The sequence below is a fragment of the Chryseobacterium sp. OSA05B genome (assembly GCF_019970065.1).
Classification (GTDB): domain Bacteria; phylum Bacteroidota; class Bacteroidia; order Flavobacteriales; family Weeksellaceae; genus Chryseobacterium.
The window spans coordinates 168,127-183,269 of sequence record NZ_JAHXYH010000002.1 but is presented as its reverse complement, the minus strand read 5'-3'; the positions used below and the strand labels follow the sequence as shown (position 1 = coordinate 183,269).

The following is a 15,143-nucleotide window of genomic DNA, read 5'->3' as shown; positions in this document are numbered from 1 at the left end:
ATATGCTACAGCATCTCCCAACTATCCCAACTATTAGCCCTTCACTTCTCCCGGCATTTCCGTTTCAGACTCTGCCATTTCTTTTTTGGAAAATCTTGGCTGCAGAATTTTCGCGATCAGACCTGTCCATCCCGTTTGATGGGAAGCTCCTACCCCTCTCCCATTATCTCCATGAAAATATTCATAGAATAAAATATAATCTTTGAAATCCGGATCGGTTTGAAATCTTTCGTATTGTCCATTTACAGGACGTTTTCCGTTTTCATCCTTTAAAAAGATCTTAGACAGTCTTTTGCTTAAAGAATCTGCGATTTGGTCCAGGTTTGAATAATTTCCGCTTCCTGTAGGATATTCCACCATAAAATCCGGACTGTAATAAAAGAAAAACCGCTGAAGACTTTCAATGATCAGAAAATTAATCGGAAACCAGATCGGTCCGCGCCAGTTGCTGTTTCCCCCGAAAAGTCCGCTGTCACTTTCTGCAGGGGTATATTTTACACAATAATCCGTTCCGTTTAAGTTTAAAGTATAAGGATTATTTTCATATTCTTTGGACAAAGCCCGAACGCCATAATCACTTAAGAATTCTTCGGGATTCAGCATCCTTTTCAAAAGCCTTTTTAATCTGTGTCCGCGGAGCAGGGACAATAGGTGTTTGGAGTCCTGCCCTTTCACTTCCCATCTCGATACGAGGGAGGCCAGTTCCGGCTTATTATCAAGAACCCATTTCATTCTTTTTTTGAAATTGGGAAGCTTTTCGATCATTTCATCATCAATCACCTCAACGGCAAACATCGGAATCAATCCAACGATGGTCCGAAGTCTCAGATACATATGATCACCATCACTGGAAGCAATGGCATCATAGAAAAATTCATCTTCCTGATCCCAAAGACTGAACTCCTCATCCCCCATATTATCCAGTGAATTGGCGATAGAAAGGAAATGTTCAAAAAACTTCATCGCCATTTCTTCATACACATTATTGTAAAGAGCCAGCTCAAGAGCAATTCTCATCATATTCAGGGCAAACATGGCCATCCAGCTTGTTCCGTCGGACTGTTCCAGCTGCTCACCGTTTGGAAGTGTGGTGTTCCGGTCAAAAACACCGATATTATCAAGCCCTAAAAAACCACCTTCAAAAATATTATTCCCGTTGCTGTCTTTTTTATTCACCCACCAGGTAAAATTCATAAGCAGCTTCTGAAAAGCACTTTCCAGGAATTCAAGATCCGGCTTTCCTTTAATATATTCATCAATTTTAAATACCCTGAAAACGGCCCAGGCATGAACCGGAGGATTCACGTCACTTAAATTCCATTCATAAGCGGGAAGCTGCCCGTTGGGATGCATATACCATTCAAACAGGAAAAGTTTGAGCTGATGTTTCGCAAAATCGGGATCGATTAATGAGAAGCTTATCGTATGAAACGCCAGATCCCATGTCGCATACCATGGATATTCCCATTTATCGGGCATCGAAATGATATGTTCATTATTGAGATGTTTCCATTCATAGTTTCTGATTTTCTCACGGGACTTGGGAGGTGATACTTCTGCAGGATCGCCTTTCAGCCACTTTTCTACATTGTAATGATAAAACATTTTGTTCCAGAGCATTCCCGCAAAAGCCTGCCTTTGCACCAATTTTTCATCCTTCGATTCTATGCCTTCCTGAATTTCAGCGTAAAACTCATCGGCTTCTTTTTTTCTCAGCCCGAAAATGTCATCAAAATCAGCAAACGGTTCTTTCAGATCCTTATCCGTCATCCTGAATTCAAAAGTTTTGGATTCTCCGGCTTTCAGGGTTTCATCAATAAAAAAGGAAGCTTTCGTCCCGCTACTTTTTGGATTGATCGCTTGCGAATTTCCATTAATCACAAAATAATTGATTCCGTCTTTACAATATCTTGATTCATTTTCCGATTGATATAATCTTTCAATATTGGTTTCGTTATTACAGAACAATGTCTTTGAGGACTGCTTGGCATAGATATTTTTAATGCTGAGATCTTTATGGCTGATCTCAATATGTTCTGCATCTTCACTGTCCAGCTTTGGTTTGTAATCATCATATCCCCAGTTCCAGGTATTCCTGAACCAAACTGTCGGCAATATGACAATCGGTGCTTCTTTTTCAGATTTATTAATGACTGTAAGTTTAATCAGAATATCATGTTCACTCTCTTTAGCATATTCAATAAACAGATCGAAATATTCATTGTGATCAAAGATTCCGGTATCGATCAGCTCATATTCCGGGTCATCCTTACTTCTTTCGGCATTGGTTTTTAAAAGATCTTCGTATGGAAAGGCGTTCTGTGGATATTTGTACAGCATCTTCATATAAGAATGCGTAGGTGTGGAATCCAGATAATAGAAATATTCCTTCACATCTTCCCCATGATTTCCCTCTCCGTTGGTAAGGCCAAAGAAGCGTTCTTTCACCATTTTATCTTTCTTATTCCAGAACCCTATGGAAAAGACCAGCTTTTGAAGGTCATCACAGATCCCACAAATACCTTCCTCACCCCAACGGTAAGTTTTGGCTTCAGCTGTATCATGATTGGTGTAATTCCAGGCATCCCCGTTTCCGCTGTAATCTTCACGGACAAGCCCCCATTCGCGGTTGCTGACATAGGGCCCCCATATTTTCCACTCGAGATCTGAAAGTCTTTGTTTTTCGGACATGTGTTTGTTTTTTCGTAAAATTTCATTGATGAATAGAGACAAGAATAAAGAGAAAAGACTCAAGACGTCAGATTTCAGACATCAGATTTCAGATTTCAGACTAAAAGCAGAAGCCTTAATTACTATCAACTAGCAACTCGTAACTCTCAACCCTAAAACTCTCATACTCTCAAACTCCAAAACTCGCCTATCCTCCTGTAGAAAAGCTCTCGAAAGTCGTCATCCCTCCATCTACAAAAATGCTGGTTCCGGTGATATAGTCTGCCAGATCACTTGCGATGAAAGCGGCTAAATTCCCGATATCCTGTGGCTGTCCTATTCTGTTGTAGGGAATAAGGTTCAGTAAAGAATTCAATGCTTCCGGAGTGCTCCATGCATCTTTATTGATCGATGTTTGAATGGCTCCGGGACAAATCGAATTAACACGAATCTTATCAGCTCCGTATTCCTGTGCAAGAGTCTGCATCAGCATTCTGACGGCACCTTTACTGGAAGCATAATTCGCATGACCGGCCCAGGGGATAATTTCGTGAACGGAGCTTATATGTATGATTTTTCCACAGGCAATGGAACGGGAAGGATCTATACCCCGGCGCAGAAATTCTTTGATCGCTTCACGGGCACAGAGAAATTGTCCGGTAAGATTTACGCCTATTACCGCATTCCATTGATCGATAGTCATTTCGGTGAATTTTGCATCTTTCTGAATTCCGGCATTATTGATAAGAATATCCATGGTTCCGAATTGCGAAACGGTGTCCTTAAACATTTGGATCACCTGATCTTCTTTGGAAACATCGCACTGGTAAGTGATTCCATTTCCGCCAGCATCAGTAATTTCCTTTAAAACAGCTTTCGCCTCATCCGTTGATCTTTCTGAGGAGTGATTGACAATCACTGTAGCACCTGCATCTGCGAGAGATTTTGCAATTCCTGAACCGATTCCGCTGGATCCTCCGGTAACGACAGCTACCTGATTACGAAGTGATATTTCCATATGGTATGATTTGATGTTACTCAAAGTTATGGAAACAATTCAGCAGGATGGAATTTTTAAATTTAAAATTTTCTTAAAGTTTTTTATACATCAGATATTGAGGGCCGCTTCTTCCCATTCTGGTTTTTCCATCGTACAGGTATCCGGTTTTCAGATAAACATGATAAGCCGGAATATTTTTCTGGTTAACTGCAAGGACAATTTCATTACAGTCCTGAAAATTTTTCTTCACAAACTCACCGACAATTTCCATCGCTTTTTTTCCGATTCCTTTTCCCTGTAAGCCCGGATTGATGGACAAAGACCTTATCAGAACTGACTTTTTATTATCTGTCAGTTCAAGCTTATCTTCTCCAAAGTCCAAAACGAAAAATCCGGAGGGTTGATCATCTTCAAATACCGTAATGGCAAACGCTTCAGAATCATTTCTCTCACTTATTCTCTTCAAAGCATCCTCCACCGTTGCTGTATACTGCTGCTGAGTTTCATCCAAGGCATAATTAAGCCCCGAGAAATCTTCCTGTTTAAAAAAAGCTAAGCTGACCATATTTTTAATGATGATAAATATCCTGATACATTACACCCGCTTTGATCTCCACCGGAAGTCTGTTTTCTTCAGGAACAACCGGGCAGTTGTAATCGTAGGCGTTATACGCACAATAAGGCTGATAGGATTGATTGAAATCCAGAACAATCGTGTTTCCTTTCGGAATTTTCAGATCCATATATTTTCCGCCGCCGTAGGTGTCTATCTCATTCGTCGCATCACGGAAAGGAAGAAAAAGATAGTCTTTGTATTTTTCCTGCTTGATCAGGTCGAGACTTTGGTATAACGTCAGTGTATAAGGTTTTCCCTCCAGTTCAAATGTCGCCTTTCCATATTCACGGTAAGATTTGGTTTTACCGGAAGAAGTGGGAAGATCAAATGGCTGTGGATTTTCTGTTTTAACGAATTTTGCAGTGACTCTGTATTTTAAATCCGCCGGAAAGAAGGGATGTTCTTTAAAATTTGTAAAATTGTCTCCACGTAAAGGCGTTTCCTTGGGATTAAGATATTCTGCATTGAGTTCCTTCTGAAATTTTTGGATCTCCGCCATCTCTTTTGAAGCCTTTTTCTGGGCGAAAATAAACAGTGGAGACAGCAGAAGTATGATTAAGTATTTTTTCATGAATGCTTCAAATTATAAGTAAAACTATGAATTTTTCATGGCATGAAAAGTTAAAATTGTAATAAAAAGACACAATCTGTTTTAAATAATACCCATTCCATTTTCTTTAGCATATTTTTTGACCCACTGAGCACATGGACAGAAAAAAATTCATTAAGACAGGCATTCTCGCCGGAGCAGGTTTTTATTTCCTCAATACGGAGCTGTTTAAAGCCATTCAGCCCAAAACCGATCTGCGGGAAAAAGAAATCACCGACGCTCCCATCCTGATTATCGGAAGCGGATACGGAGGTGCTGTATCTGCCCTGCGTCTTTGTGAAGCCGGAAAAAAAGTGGTGATGCTGGAAATGGGCCTCAACTGGGAAAAATCAGGAATTCCGTTTTCCAATATGCTAAAACCTGGAAAAAGTGCCGCATGGCTGAAAAAGAAGACGATTGCTCCGTTTATGAATATATTTTCTTTGACACCTTTTACAGGAACGCTGGACCGAATGGATTTTGAACATATCAATATCTGGGTAGGAAGAGGTGTTGGCGGCGGTTCTCTGGTCAATGGCGGAATGGCCGTTACACCCAAGGAAAGCTATTTCAGGGAAGTTTTTCCCGATCTGGATGCTGAGAAATTTTACAATACTTACTTTCCTTTAGTCCATAAAGAATTAAAAGTAAATGTCATTGGAGAACAGTTTATAAAAGACTGTCCCTATTATAAATTTACGCGGGTTGGTGAAGCCGAGGCCCATAAAGCAGGCTTTAAAACCATAAGAGTTCCGAATGTTTACGATTTTCAATATATGGAGAAGGAATATAAAAATGAAGTTCCCCGCTCGGCTTTCAATACGGAAGTGATTTATGGAAATAATCATGGTAAAAACAGCCTGGATAAAACCTATCTCAAAAAAGCCCTCGATACCGGAAATCTTGAAATCCTGGATCTTCATTGTGTGGACCATATCAGGCTTAATGAGGACAAAACTTATACTTTAAATGTTCAGCAAACGGATACTTCGGGAACTATAGTTGCTGATAAAGTGTTTAACTGTAAAAAACTTATTCTCGCTGCAGGAACGATGGGAACTTTGAAACTGCTGTTAAAATCCAATGCGGTCAATAATTTCCCGATTCATGAACAGATCGGGAAAAGCTGGGGCAACAATGGTAATTTCATGACCGGCAGAAACTGGGTAAAACCTCTGTCAGGCGGAACCGGCGCAAAACAGTCTACGATTCCTGTGGGTGGTATCGATAACTGGGATGACAAGGAACATCCGTTTTTCACAGAGATCGCTCCGCTTCCTATGGGAATGGATGTGGCTACAGCCCTATATTTACTCATTAACCGGGTAGATAAAAAAGGAAAAGTTTCTTATGATGCTGATTCTCAAAAACTCAGTCTGGACTGGGACCAGAGCAATACCGCCAAAATGAGGGAGAATGCCGATTATTTTATCAAAAAGATGAACCGGGCTAATGGCGGGACCAGAAGTCATTTCTTATTTAATAACGGTTTTGGGGCAGATGTGTGCTATCATCCGCTGGGCGGCTGTGTATTGGGTAAAGCAACTAATGAATACGGGAAATTAAAGGATCACGACAATCTGTATGTTTTGGATGGCTCTTTAATTCCGGGAACTATTGGGGTCAATCCGTTTGTCACTATTACGGCTATTGCAGAATACTGTATTGAAAATCTAATCCGGCAGAATGAATTTGCTTAAAATTGAGGCATGGATTTCACCTCATCTAAATATCTCCTTATATCATCTTCCAGCTTCTGAGGATATTCGAAATTAAGTTGTCCGGCTAAAGTTGTCCCAAGCTCATGCACAAGATCCGCAAACGCATACAGAGCACGCCAGTTATCTTCTATATCGCTGGCTGAGAAAGTAGCTTCTATTTTTGTCCAGAGCTCTGCAGACAGGTGTTTTTTGAAAAGGCGTCCATGCTTATTGGTCGTTATATTGTTCCAGCCGTGCAAGCTGGCGATATACCATTCAATAATAGGAACCAGATAATCTGTCCTGATCACATCTTCAGACATGAATTTAGCATAAAAAAGATCACCGCGTTTAAGGCATTTTGCCACATAGGTAGTATCCCACCAGAAATCATTCATCAGTTGACGGAACTTCTGCTCTGTTGGCTGATGAATCATAATGGATTGATAGGTTGGCGGTTTCAAACCCTTCGTCAATTGGTCTTTATCCACCAAAACTTTATACCCTACATCCCAATCCTCCGGAAGAGTTTCTGACTGAACTTCTTTTATAAATTCTGATTTTTGATACAGTTTAAAATCAACCTTCACATGATCGGTGTACAATACCATTTTCATTGCGTGTTTCCCGTCAAAATAAGTATCATCTTCTTCCACCATGGAAATAGGCTCGCCAAAAAGAGAGATCCATTCTTTATCGGTCACATATTCCTGCAAATTTTCAAAGACCAGCTCTACATCCAGATCGCTGAAATCATCTACTGGTGCATAGGGATTCACGAGCGAACTGGTCAGCAGCACAGCACGGATGTCAGGATTTTTTTCTGCCCAACTGATGATCTGTTCCAATTTTTTCTCCCTTGCTTTCATGGTTTTCTGTTAATAAGATTCTGAGATTTTCACCCGATAGACATCAAGAGAATTTCTTTTAATAGATTCCACAAAAAATCCACCTTCTTCGGGAATGACTTCTTTCAGATCAAAGCTTTTACAGTCTCTCGGCAAGCCGGAAAACACTAAGGTAAACCAAAAATCCCGCATAAATGGTACAGCCGTCCAGTTGGGATAAATTGTAATATTTTCAGCATGAATCAGTTTACTTTTATGATCAGACTGATTGTCTAAAAGGTAAGTGGAATTCCAGATCCTGATCAGGTTTCCTAAAAACGGCGATGCCGGAAAACAGCAGTGTACAATGACCTGCTTTTCCTCTTCTATTTTAGTTTGAAGGGATTCCAGCAGTTCTTTAGCAATAATGGGTTTTACGAGTATTTCTTCAACCTCCATAAATCATGAGTAATAGGTAATGAGTGATGAGTAATGGTGACGGGCACTGGTTAATGAGCCAATGGTGAATGGTGAATTTTGCTTCACAAGTGAATAGTGAATTTTATCGATAAAATTAAAAAATTCACCATTGACAATTCACCATTCACTATTACTCTAATATTCCAGTTCCAGTTTTTCTTTTGTATAATTTCTCACCTTCTCGGTAAGTTCAGGATTATGGGCTAATTTCTGACCGTAAGAAGGCACTATTTCCAACAGCTTATCTTTCCACTCACCCTGCAGCTTTTCAGGGAAACATTTCTCAAGAACGTTCAGCATGGCATATACCGCAGTGGATGCGCCCGGAGAAGCTCCCAGCAATGAAGCGATGGTGCCGTTTTTATTCACTACCACTTCGGTTCCGAATTCCAGCTTTCCACCATCTTTTTCATCTTTTTTGATGATCTGTACCCTTTGGCCGGCAACTTTCAGCTCCCAGTCTTCTTCGTTGGCATCCTTGATAAATTCTCTCAGGTGCTGCATTCTTTGGGATTTCGTCATCGCTACCTGCTGAATAAGATATTTTGTCAGAGGAAGGTTATGCCACCAGGCACCAAATAAGGATCTTAAGTTTTTAGTATTAACACTTTCCGGAAGATCCAGATAACTTCCTTCTTTCAGGAATTTCGTGGAAAATCCAGCGAAAGGACCAAAAAGAAGTGCTTTTTTACCATCAATAATTCTAAGGTCCAAGTGAGGAACAGACATGGGCGGAGCATCTACAGTCGCCTGAGTATATACTTTAGCATGATGTTTTTCCACAAGTTCCTGATTGTGACTTACCAGCCACTGCCCGGAAACAGGGAAACCTCCATAGCCTTCACTTTCTTTGATATCTGAACTGTCCAAAAGAGGAAGCGCATACCCGCCGGCACCGATAAATACAAAATCAGCGACTACTTCCTGCTTATGATTGTGGATTCTGTCTTTCACCTTCATTTCCCACTTGCCGTCTTCTCTCGGATCAACGTCTTTGACTTCATGATACAGGAAAACCTCAACATTGGAATCTTCCAGCAAATGTCTACCCATTTTTCTGGTTAATGTTCCGAAATTGACATCGGTACCCATATCCATTTTGGTAGCTGCCATCACCTCAGACTGATTTCTTTTGCTCATCACCAATGGAAGCCATTCTCTGAGCTGTTCATGATCCATGGAATATTCCATCCCGGAAAACAGAACGGAGTCTGCCATTTTCTCATGACGTTTTCTAAGATATTCAGCATCTTTTTCACCAAATACTAAACTCATATGCGGACACGAATTGATAAAATCTTTAGGATCCTGAACATATCCTTTGGTCACCAGATAGGCCCAGAACTGCTTTGACATTTCAAACTGTTCTGCGATACTTTCCGCTTTGGTAATATCAACGGTTCCGTCTGGTTTTTCAGGAGTATAATTCAGTTCACAAAAAGCCGAATGCCCCGTCCCTGCATTGTTCCAGGCAGCTGTGCTTTCTTTCGCAAACCTGCCAAGCCTTTCGAATATGGCGATTTCCAGATTGGGATCAAATTCGTGAAGCAATGTTGCTAAAGTGGCGCTCATGATTCCGCCGCCTATCAGTACAACGTCATATTTTGGTTTCGGTGTTCTGCTTGTAAGCGAGTGTGGCATAATTCTAAAATTTACATCAAATTTCGGGAAAAGTTTTATAAGTATGGATGGGTTTAACGATTTTAACACGTTAATTTTTATGGTTAAAACAGTTTCCGAACAGGCAAAAAAATTCTATGGATACGGTCTATGCTTTCCTATTGAAATAAGTAATCAAATCGTTCGTCGATTTCCTGAAATGACCATTTAAAGGTAATTCTAAAATTTAAAAAAAATTAAGGATGATCAATTAAAATATATTCTAACTTTAATATCTTAGCTTATAATTTGCCTATACCACCCGTATTTTAACCATTCACCTTTATATGGTTTAATGAATAATCATTTTTGGGGATATTTGCTTAATACTTAATGATATGTTTGAAAAGAAAGTGTACCTCCAAAGACGTGCTGCGTTACAATCGAAATTAAATTCCGGGATATTACTCTTTTTGGGTAATGAAGACAGCCCCATGAATTTTAAAGATAATATTTATCATTTCAGGCAGGACAGTACTTTTTTGTATTATTTTGGAATCAATGAACCTTCATTGGCAGCAATCATCGATCTTGACGAAGATGAAACCATTCTCTTCGGAAATGAAATGAGTATTGATGATATTGTATGGATGGGCAGGCAAAAAACCCTGGCTGAAAAAAGTGCCGATTCCGGTTTAACAAAAATTCTTCCACTGGATCAACTCGACATTTATCTCAAAAAATATCAGGACAAAAGCCGTTCAATTCATTTTTTACCGCCTTACCGTCCGGAAAATATAATTAAACTGACGAACTGGTTTAATATTCCTACGTATCAGCTTAAAGAACGCTCATCTCTAAATTTTATAAAAGCCGTAGTCGCACAACGTTCAATCAAATCTCCTGAGGAAATCGAAGAACTGGATCGTGCAGCATCGATATCGGCTGATATCCATTTAATGGTGATGCAACAGGCAAAACCCGGAATGTACGAGCGTGAACTTGCCGCTAAAATACAGAGTGAGGCATTAGCTTCTGGCGGTAACCTTGCTTATCCGGTTATTTTAACGGTTCAGGGTGAAATTCTGCACAATCACTATTATGGTAATCAGTTAAAAGAAGGTCAATTGGTTTTAAACGATTCCGGAGTGGAAACCGCTTTAGGATATGCCGGTGATCTTACGCGTACTTTTCCTGTGGGCAAGACTTTCAGTGCTGAACAAAAAGATGTGTATGATATTGTACTGAATGCGTATCATCATGCTAAAAATCTGCTGGCACCCGGTGTAAGGTATCTGGATGTACATCTGGCTTCGTGCAAAATTCTGGCTCAGGGATTAAAAGATATCGGCCTGATGAAAGGCAATATTGACGATGCAGTGCAGGCTGGTGCTCATGCTATGTTTTTTCAGTGCGGTACAGGTCATATGATGGGGCTGGATGTTCATGATATGGAAGATTTAGGCGAACAGTATGTAGGTTATACGGATGATCTCGTTAAAAATACCACCCAGTTTGGTATTAAATCTTTAAGGCTCGGCAAAGAACTGGAAACAGGTTATGTACTAACCGTTGAGCCTGGTATTTATATCATTCCTGAACTTATCGACCGTTGGAAAGCATCCAATCAGTTTGCAGAATATATCAATTACGATAAACTGGAAACCTTCAGAAATTTCAGCGGCATCAGAGTGGAAGATGATTTTCTGATTACAGAACGTGGAAGCAGGATGTTGGGTAAACATCTGGCCTTAACTACTGAAGAAATCGAAGCGATCAGGAGCGAGGCTTATTAAAATTATCATAGTCAAAGTTTAAAACCTTGATAAGAGTAAAGAAAAACCGTCATCCACTGTTTAAGTAAATGACGGTTTTTATATTTTAAATTAGTTTTACAACCAGATTTAATTCAGTTTTGCCGTTAATTTTTTAAACTGCTTTTCTGCATTCTTGCCTTCATAAAGAATGGCGTATACTGTATCAATGATCGGAAGCTTCAGGTGTTTCTGCTTGGCCGTTTTATAGATAGAATCTGCGGCATAATACCCTTCTGCCACCATGTTCATAGACTGGATTGCGGATTTTACGGTATATCCTTTTCCGATAAGATTTCCTAAGCTTCGGTTTCTGGAGAAAAGAGAATAAGCTGTTACCAGAAGGTCACCCAGATAAGCGCTTTCATTCACATCTCTTGGCGCTTCGTATACCGCTTCCAGAAAGATTTCCATTTCACGGATGGCATTGGAAACAAAAACGGCAGTGAAGTTATCCCCATAACCAAGTCCGCTTGCTATTCCCGCACCGATCGCGAAAATGTTTTTAAGGATCGCGCTATATTCATTTCCTAAAATATCTTTACTGGAATGTACTTTGATAAAATCTGAACTGAAAATTCCTGTTAGTTTATCTGCTGTTTCATCCTCCACGGCAGCAACAGTAAGGTAAGAAAGTCTTTCCATAGCGACTTCTTCAGCGTGACATGGTCCTGCTATAACCGCCTGGTTTCTGAAACCGATTTTAAATTCGTCTCTTAAATAATGCGCTACCACATCATTTACTTTAGGAATAATCCCTTTAATCGCGGAAACAAAAATTTTGTCCCCATATTCACAGGTCATTTTATCCATCGTATCCGACAGGTAAATAGAAGGTGTTGCCAGTACGATGACATCGCAGGCGCTCACCAGCTCGTTGATATCTGTGGTAAGTTTTAGACTTTTAAGATTAAAATTAACGGCTGTAAGATAAGATGGGTTGTGTCCGCGGAGTTCAATAGCTCCTTTCACGAATTCACTTCTTACGCACCAGTGTACCGTTTTACAGTTTTCAACCAGCATTTTTACGATAGCGGTAGCAAAACTTCCGCTTCCTACTACTCCTACAGAAACGTCGTTCTTATTCTTTTTTGGATTAGAAGATTCTGAAATTATTTTCTTTTTAGCCATAATTGGAATGTGAACTGCAAATATATTAAAACAAAGACGGAACAAGGACTTTGGGGCTATGATAAAAGCCACTTTCTGAAAAAATTAACACTTCAACACAATTAAATATCTAATTAGACGTTAAATACAGAAAAAACTAAGTTTTATTTAAAAATATGCCTCAAATAGTATTTTTAATTAAATTTGCAGGCTTAAAACCGTTTTGTAATTTACTAAGAGAAGAAATATGAAGAAATTTCTAAACAGCAGGAAGAACGTGAATATTCTCCTTGGAGGACTTTTGCTAGTAGTTTTTGCACAGGCTATCTTTATCGCTAGGTTATTTTCTGAAAAGGATGACAAGATGTATGAAGTGAACCTCGTCAAAATAAACACTGAAAAAGACAGTGTAGATTATTTGAAAATGAAAACTGATCTTACCATGGTAGATCAGACTGTGGCTGAGCTGAATTCGTTCCTGAAATCCAAAAATATCACAGATCAGAAGCTGATGATTCTAAGTCAGGACAGTATCTCCAATTCTGTATATCTGGCAAAACAGGCCAACCGCTACAGCCAGTACTTAATGAATCTCCAAAAAAAGCTGATGGAAGTTCCCCTGGGAATGCCTACCGACGGATACATCTCGTCTAATTTCGGCATCAGAAAAAATCCAATTCCTTTCAAAACCGTATTTGCTTCTGTAAAGCCTAGTGCCGCAGAATCCAAACCCATGGCTGCTGCCGCACCAAAACCGGAAGTAAAAGCTGAACCCGTTGAAAAAATCATTGAATTAACGGACAGCTACGGGAATAAAAGAGAAGTAAAAGTAATGGTTACCCCGAAGGCTGCTCCGGTAGCCGCCACACCGTCTCCAGCTGTTGCTTCAACGAAAGCTGTAGCGGGAAATACCTCAGCGAAAGCGCCGATGGAAAAGAACAACCCACCTGCTGAAGCGGATCAGATGCAGTTTCACAAAGGACTGGACATTGCTGTTGCTTATGGCTCGGATGTGAGAGCTGCTGCAGCCGGAACCGTTATTTTCTCAGGTCAGAAAGGCGGCTATGGAAACTGTGTTATTGTTTCTCACGGAAACGGACTGGCTACCCTTTACGGTCACCTGTCGCAACTGGTTTCAAAAGTAAATGAGAAAGTAAAAGTAGGACAGGTTATCGCCAAATCCGGTAACTCCGGACGTTCTACAGGACCGCACCTTCATTACGAAGTACACAAAAACAACACTCCGGTGAATCCGAAACTGTTTATGAATTTATAAAAAAATGGCTGTCTGTTAGACGGCCATTTTTTATGTAATAAGATCAAAAGAAAATCTGTGTATTCTGAGAAATCAGTGGGAGATTTTATGAAAAAAAATATTTTATAAGACAGATTTTTTAAACCATTAAGATCCTATTAAACTTTTAATAATATTTAAGTTGAGCTTCGCTTTAAGCAGTCCTGATTTAAAAATCTATTTGATTTTTCTTAATGAAACTTAATCTCTTCCATATTCTTAATGGTTCAAATTAAGAAACTTTTTACCCATTACATTCAACTAGAATGTCAGAATAATGCAGGATAATCTGTATACCCTCTTGAATCTCCTCCGCCGAAAAGGGTATGCGGATCGCTGATCTCATTCAGGGCAGCATTCTGCAGAACTCTTTCCGGATAGTCAGGATTGGTGAGAAATTTTCTTCCGAAGCCTATAAGATCTACCAGATTCTGCTCCAACAGCTCTTCGCCTTCGGATGGCGTTTTGTTTCCTGTGGCGATGATTGTATTTCTGAATTTATACCTCAGCTCTTTTCTGAACAGATATGGAATTTGAGGGGTATCATCCCAATCGGCTTCACATAAATGAATGTGTGCAATTCCCAGTTCATTAAGTTTTTCGGCTGCCAGCATGATGGTTTCAAGTATTTCCGGATCATCCATATCTTTAAATTTTATGAATGGAGAGAGTCTTACCCCGGTTCTTTCTTTACCCACCGTTTTGATCACTGCCTCAGTCACTTCAATCAGAAAGCGGACTCTGTTTTCTATACTTCCTCCATATTCATCGGTCCTTATGTTAGAATTACCACGTAAGAACTGGTCGATGAGATAACCATTCGCTCCATGGATTTCCACGCCGTCAAAGCCCGCATCTATTGCATTTTTTGCACCTGTTGCGAAATCATGGAAGGTCTGGTCAATCTCAGCTTTTGTCATTGCTTTCGGTTCTTCCACCGGAATAAAAGTGGCATCGCCGTTTGCTGCACCATCAAAAATATAAACATTGGTATTGCTTGCGATAAGAGCAGATGGAGCCAGAGGCTGCAGCCCGTTGATTCTGGAAGAAGATACTCTGCCTACATGCCAAAGCTGTAAAAATATTCGGCCGCCTTTTCCGTGTACAGACTCGGTTACTTTTTTCCAGCCTGCAGTTTGTTCTTTGGTATAGATACCGGGAGTTCTGGCATATCCCATTCCCTGAAGAGAAATCTGAGTAGCTTCAGAGATGATAAGACCTGCGGAAGCACGCTGCCCGTAATATTCTGCCATCAGGTCATTGGGGATATTATCAGGCTCTGAAGAACGGCTGCGGGTCATTGGAGCCATTACAAATCTGTTATCTAACTGGATATCATTCAAATGATACGATTGAAATAATTTTTTCATACTATAATTTTTTATTGTCTGTCCTCAATTGTACCTACAAAAGTATAGTAAAGATCAAGCTTAATAATTGTAAA

12 protein-coding genes are annotated in these 15,143 nt (G+C 40.0%); 3 read left to right on the top strand and 9 right to left on the bottom strand.

Going from position 1 to position 15,143, the window contains the following annotated elements; translation table 11 throughout:
- Nucleotides 1–33 precede the first annotated feature (33 nt).
- From LC419_RS08230 to LC419_RS08215, 4 genes are all read right to left on the bottom strand, one after another.
- A complete protein-coding gene (locus LC419_RS08230) occupies nucleotides 34–2,691 on the bottom strand; it encodes a glucosidase (RefSeq protein WP_223606887.1) in 2,658 nt (885 codons plus the stop codon).
- Between the two features lie 187 nt (nucleotides 2,692–2,878).
- The gene (locus LC419_RS08225) at nucleotides 2,879–3,688 is read right to left on the bottom strand and encodes a glucose 1-dehydrogenase (RefSeq protein ID WP_223606886.1); all 810 of its coding nucleotides are present in this window, start codon (nucleotides 3,686–3,688) and stop codon (nucleotides 2,879–2,881) included.
- Between the two features lie 73 nt (nucleotides 3,689–3,761).
- On the bottom strand, nucleotides 3,762–4,235 hold the full coding sequence (locus tag LC419_RS08220; protein ID WP_223606885.1) for an N-acetyltransferase: 474 nt from the start codon (nucleotides 4,233–4,235) through the stop codon (nucleotides 3,762–3,764).
- Between the two features lie 4 nt (nucleotides 4,236–4,239).
- Nucleotides 4,240–4,857 carry a DUF1684 domain-containing protein gene (locus tag LC419_RS08215; protein WP_223606884.1) on the bottom strand — a complete coding sequence of 206 codons (618 nt, stop codon included), beginning with the start codon at nucleotides 4,855–4,857 and terminating at the stop codon, nucleotides 4,240–4,242.
- A 134-nt stretch (nucleotides 4,858–4,991) separates the two neighbouring features.
- On the opposite strand from LC419_RS08215, the gene LC419_RS08210 reads away from it, so the two are divergent.
- Complete coding sequence (locus LC419_RS08210; protein WP_223606883.1) at nucleotides 4,992–6,575, top strand: GMC oxidoreductase; 1,584 nt, start codon at nucleotides 4,992–4,994, stop codon at nucleotides 6,573–6,575.
- Here the strand turns inward: LC419_RS08210 and LC419_RS08205 are convergent.
- The 3 genes from LC419_RS08205 to mqo form a co-directional block, all read right to left on the bottom strand.
- Nucleotides 6,572–7,444 carry an AadS family aminoglycoside 6-adenylyltransferase gene (locus LC419_RS08205; protein ID WP_223606882.1) on the bottom strand — a complete coding sequence of 291 codons (873 nt, stop codon included), beginning with the start codon at nucleotides 7,442–7,444 and terminating at the stop codon, nucleotides 6,572–6,574. The two genes, LC419_RS08210 and LC419_RS08205, sit on opposite strands and share 4 nt — an antisense overlap.
- Before the next feature lie 9 nt (nucleotides 7,445–7,453).
- Nucleotides 7,454–7,861 carry a hypothetical protein gene (locus LC419_RS08200; RefSeq protein WP_223606881.1) on the bottom strand — a complete coding sequence of 136 codons (408 nt, stop codon included), beginning with the start codon at nucleotides 7,859–7,861 and terminating at the stop codon, nucleotides 7,454–7,456.
- A 156-nt stretch (nucleotides 7,862–8,017) separates the two neighbouring features.
- Nucleotides 8,018–9,523, bottom strand: coding sequence for a malate dehydrogenase (quinone) (mqo, locus tag LC419_RS08195; RefSeq protein ID WP_223606880.1), 1,506 nt, complete (start codon nucleotides 9,521–9,523; stop codon nucleotides 8,018–8,020).
- A 356-nt stretch (nucleotides 9,524–9,879) separates the two neighbouring features.
- On the opposite strand from mqo, the gene LC419_RS08190 reads away from it, so the two are divergent.
- Entirely contained in the window at nucleotides 9,880–11,277 is a 1,398-nt protein-coding gene (locus LC419_RS08190; RefSeq protein WP_223606879.1) for an aminopeptidase P family protein, read from the top strand.
- 108 nt (nucleotides 11,278–11,385) lie between these two features.
- On the opposite strand, the gene LC419_RS08185 is transcribed toward LC419_RS08190, so the two are convergent.
- A complete protein-coding gene (locus LC419_RS08185; RefSeq protein WP_223606878.1) occupies nucleotides 11,386–12,426 on the bottom strand; it encodes an NAD(P)H-dependent glycerol-3-phosphate dehydrogenase in 1,041 nt (346 codons plus the stop codon).
- 226 nt (nucleotides 12,427–12,652) lie between these two features.
- Between LC419_RS08185 and LC419_RS08180 the strand changes: the two genes are divergently transcribed.
- Nucleotides 12,653–13,681: a M23 family metallopeptidase gene (locus LC419_RS08180; protein ID WP_223606877.1), complete on the top strand. Its 1,029-nt coding sequence runs from the start codon at nucleotides 12,653–12,655 to the stop codon at nucleotides 13,679–13,681.
- Nucleotides 13,682–13,968: 287 nt separating this feature from the next.
- Here LC419_RS08180 and LC419_RS08175 read toward each other — a convergent pair whose 3' ends face one another.
- Nucleotides 13,969–15,069, bottom strand: a complete 1,101-nt coding sequence (locus LC419_RS08175) for an alkene reductase (RefSeq protein WP_223606876.1) — start codon at nucleotides 15,067–15,069, stop codon at nucleotides 13,969–13,971.
- Between the last annotated feature and the right edge of the window lie 74 nt (nucleotides 15,070–15,143).

Bases quoted from the DNA above. Each gene is read 5' to 3' on its own strand.
- LC419_RS08230 (WP_223606887.1), bottom strand. From the start codon at position 2,691: ATGTCCGAAAAACAAAGACTTTCAGATCTCGAGTGGAAAATATGGGGG.
- LC419_RS08225 (WP_223606886.1), bottom strand. From the start codon at position 3,688: ATGGAAATATCACTTCGTAATCAGGTAGCTGTCGTTACCGGAGGATCC.
- LC419_RS08220 (WP_223606885.1), bottom strand. From the start codon at position 4,235: ATGGTCAGCTTAGCTTTTTTTAAACAGGAAGATTTCTCGGGGCTTAAT.
- LC419_RS08215 (WP_223606884.1), bottom strand. From the start codon at position 4,857: ATGAAAAAATACTTAATCATACTTCTGCTGTCTCCACTGTTTATTTTC.
- LC419_RS08210 (WP_223606883.1), top strand. From the start codon at position 4,992: ATGGACAGAAAAAAATTCATTAAGACAGGCATTCTCGCCGGAGCAGGT.
- LC419_RS08205 (WP_223606882.1), bottom strand. From the start codon at position 7,444: ATGAAAGCAAGGGAGAAAAAATTGGAACAGATCATCAGTTGGGCAGAA.
- LC419_RS08200 (WP_223606881.1), bottom strand. From the start codon at position 7,861: ATGGAGGTTGAAGAAATACTCGTAAAACCCATTATTGCTAAAGAACTG.
- mqo (WP_223606880.1), bottom strand. From the start codon at position 9,523: ATGCCACACTCGCTTACAAGCAGAACACCGAAACCAAAATATGACGTT.
- LC419_RS08190 (WP_223606879.1), top strand. From the start codon at position 9,880: ATGTTTGAAAAGAAAGTGTACCTCCAAAGACGTGCTGCGTTACAATCG.
- LC419_RS08185 (WP_223606878.1), bottom strand. From the start codon at position 12,426: ATGGCTAAAAAGAAAATAATTTCAGAATCTTCTAATCCAAAAAAGAAT.
- LC419_RS08180 (WP_223606877.1), top strand. From the start codon at position 12,653: ATGAAGAAATTTCTAAACAGCAGGAAGAACGTGAATATTCTCCTTGGA.
- LC419_RS08175 (WP_223606876.1), bottom strand. From the start codon at position 15,069: ATGAAAAAATTATTTCAATCGTATCATTTGAATGATATCCAGTTAGAT.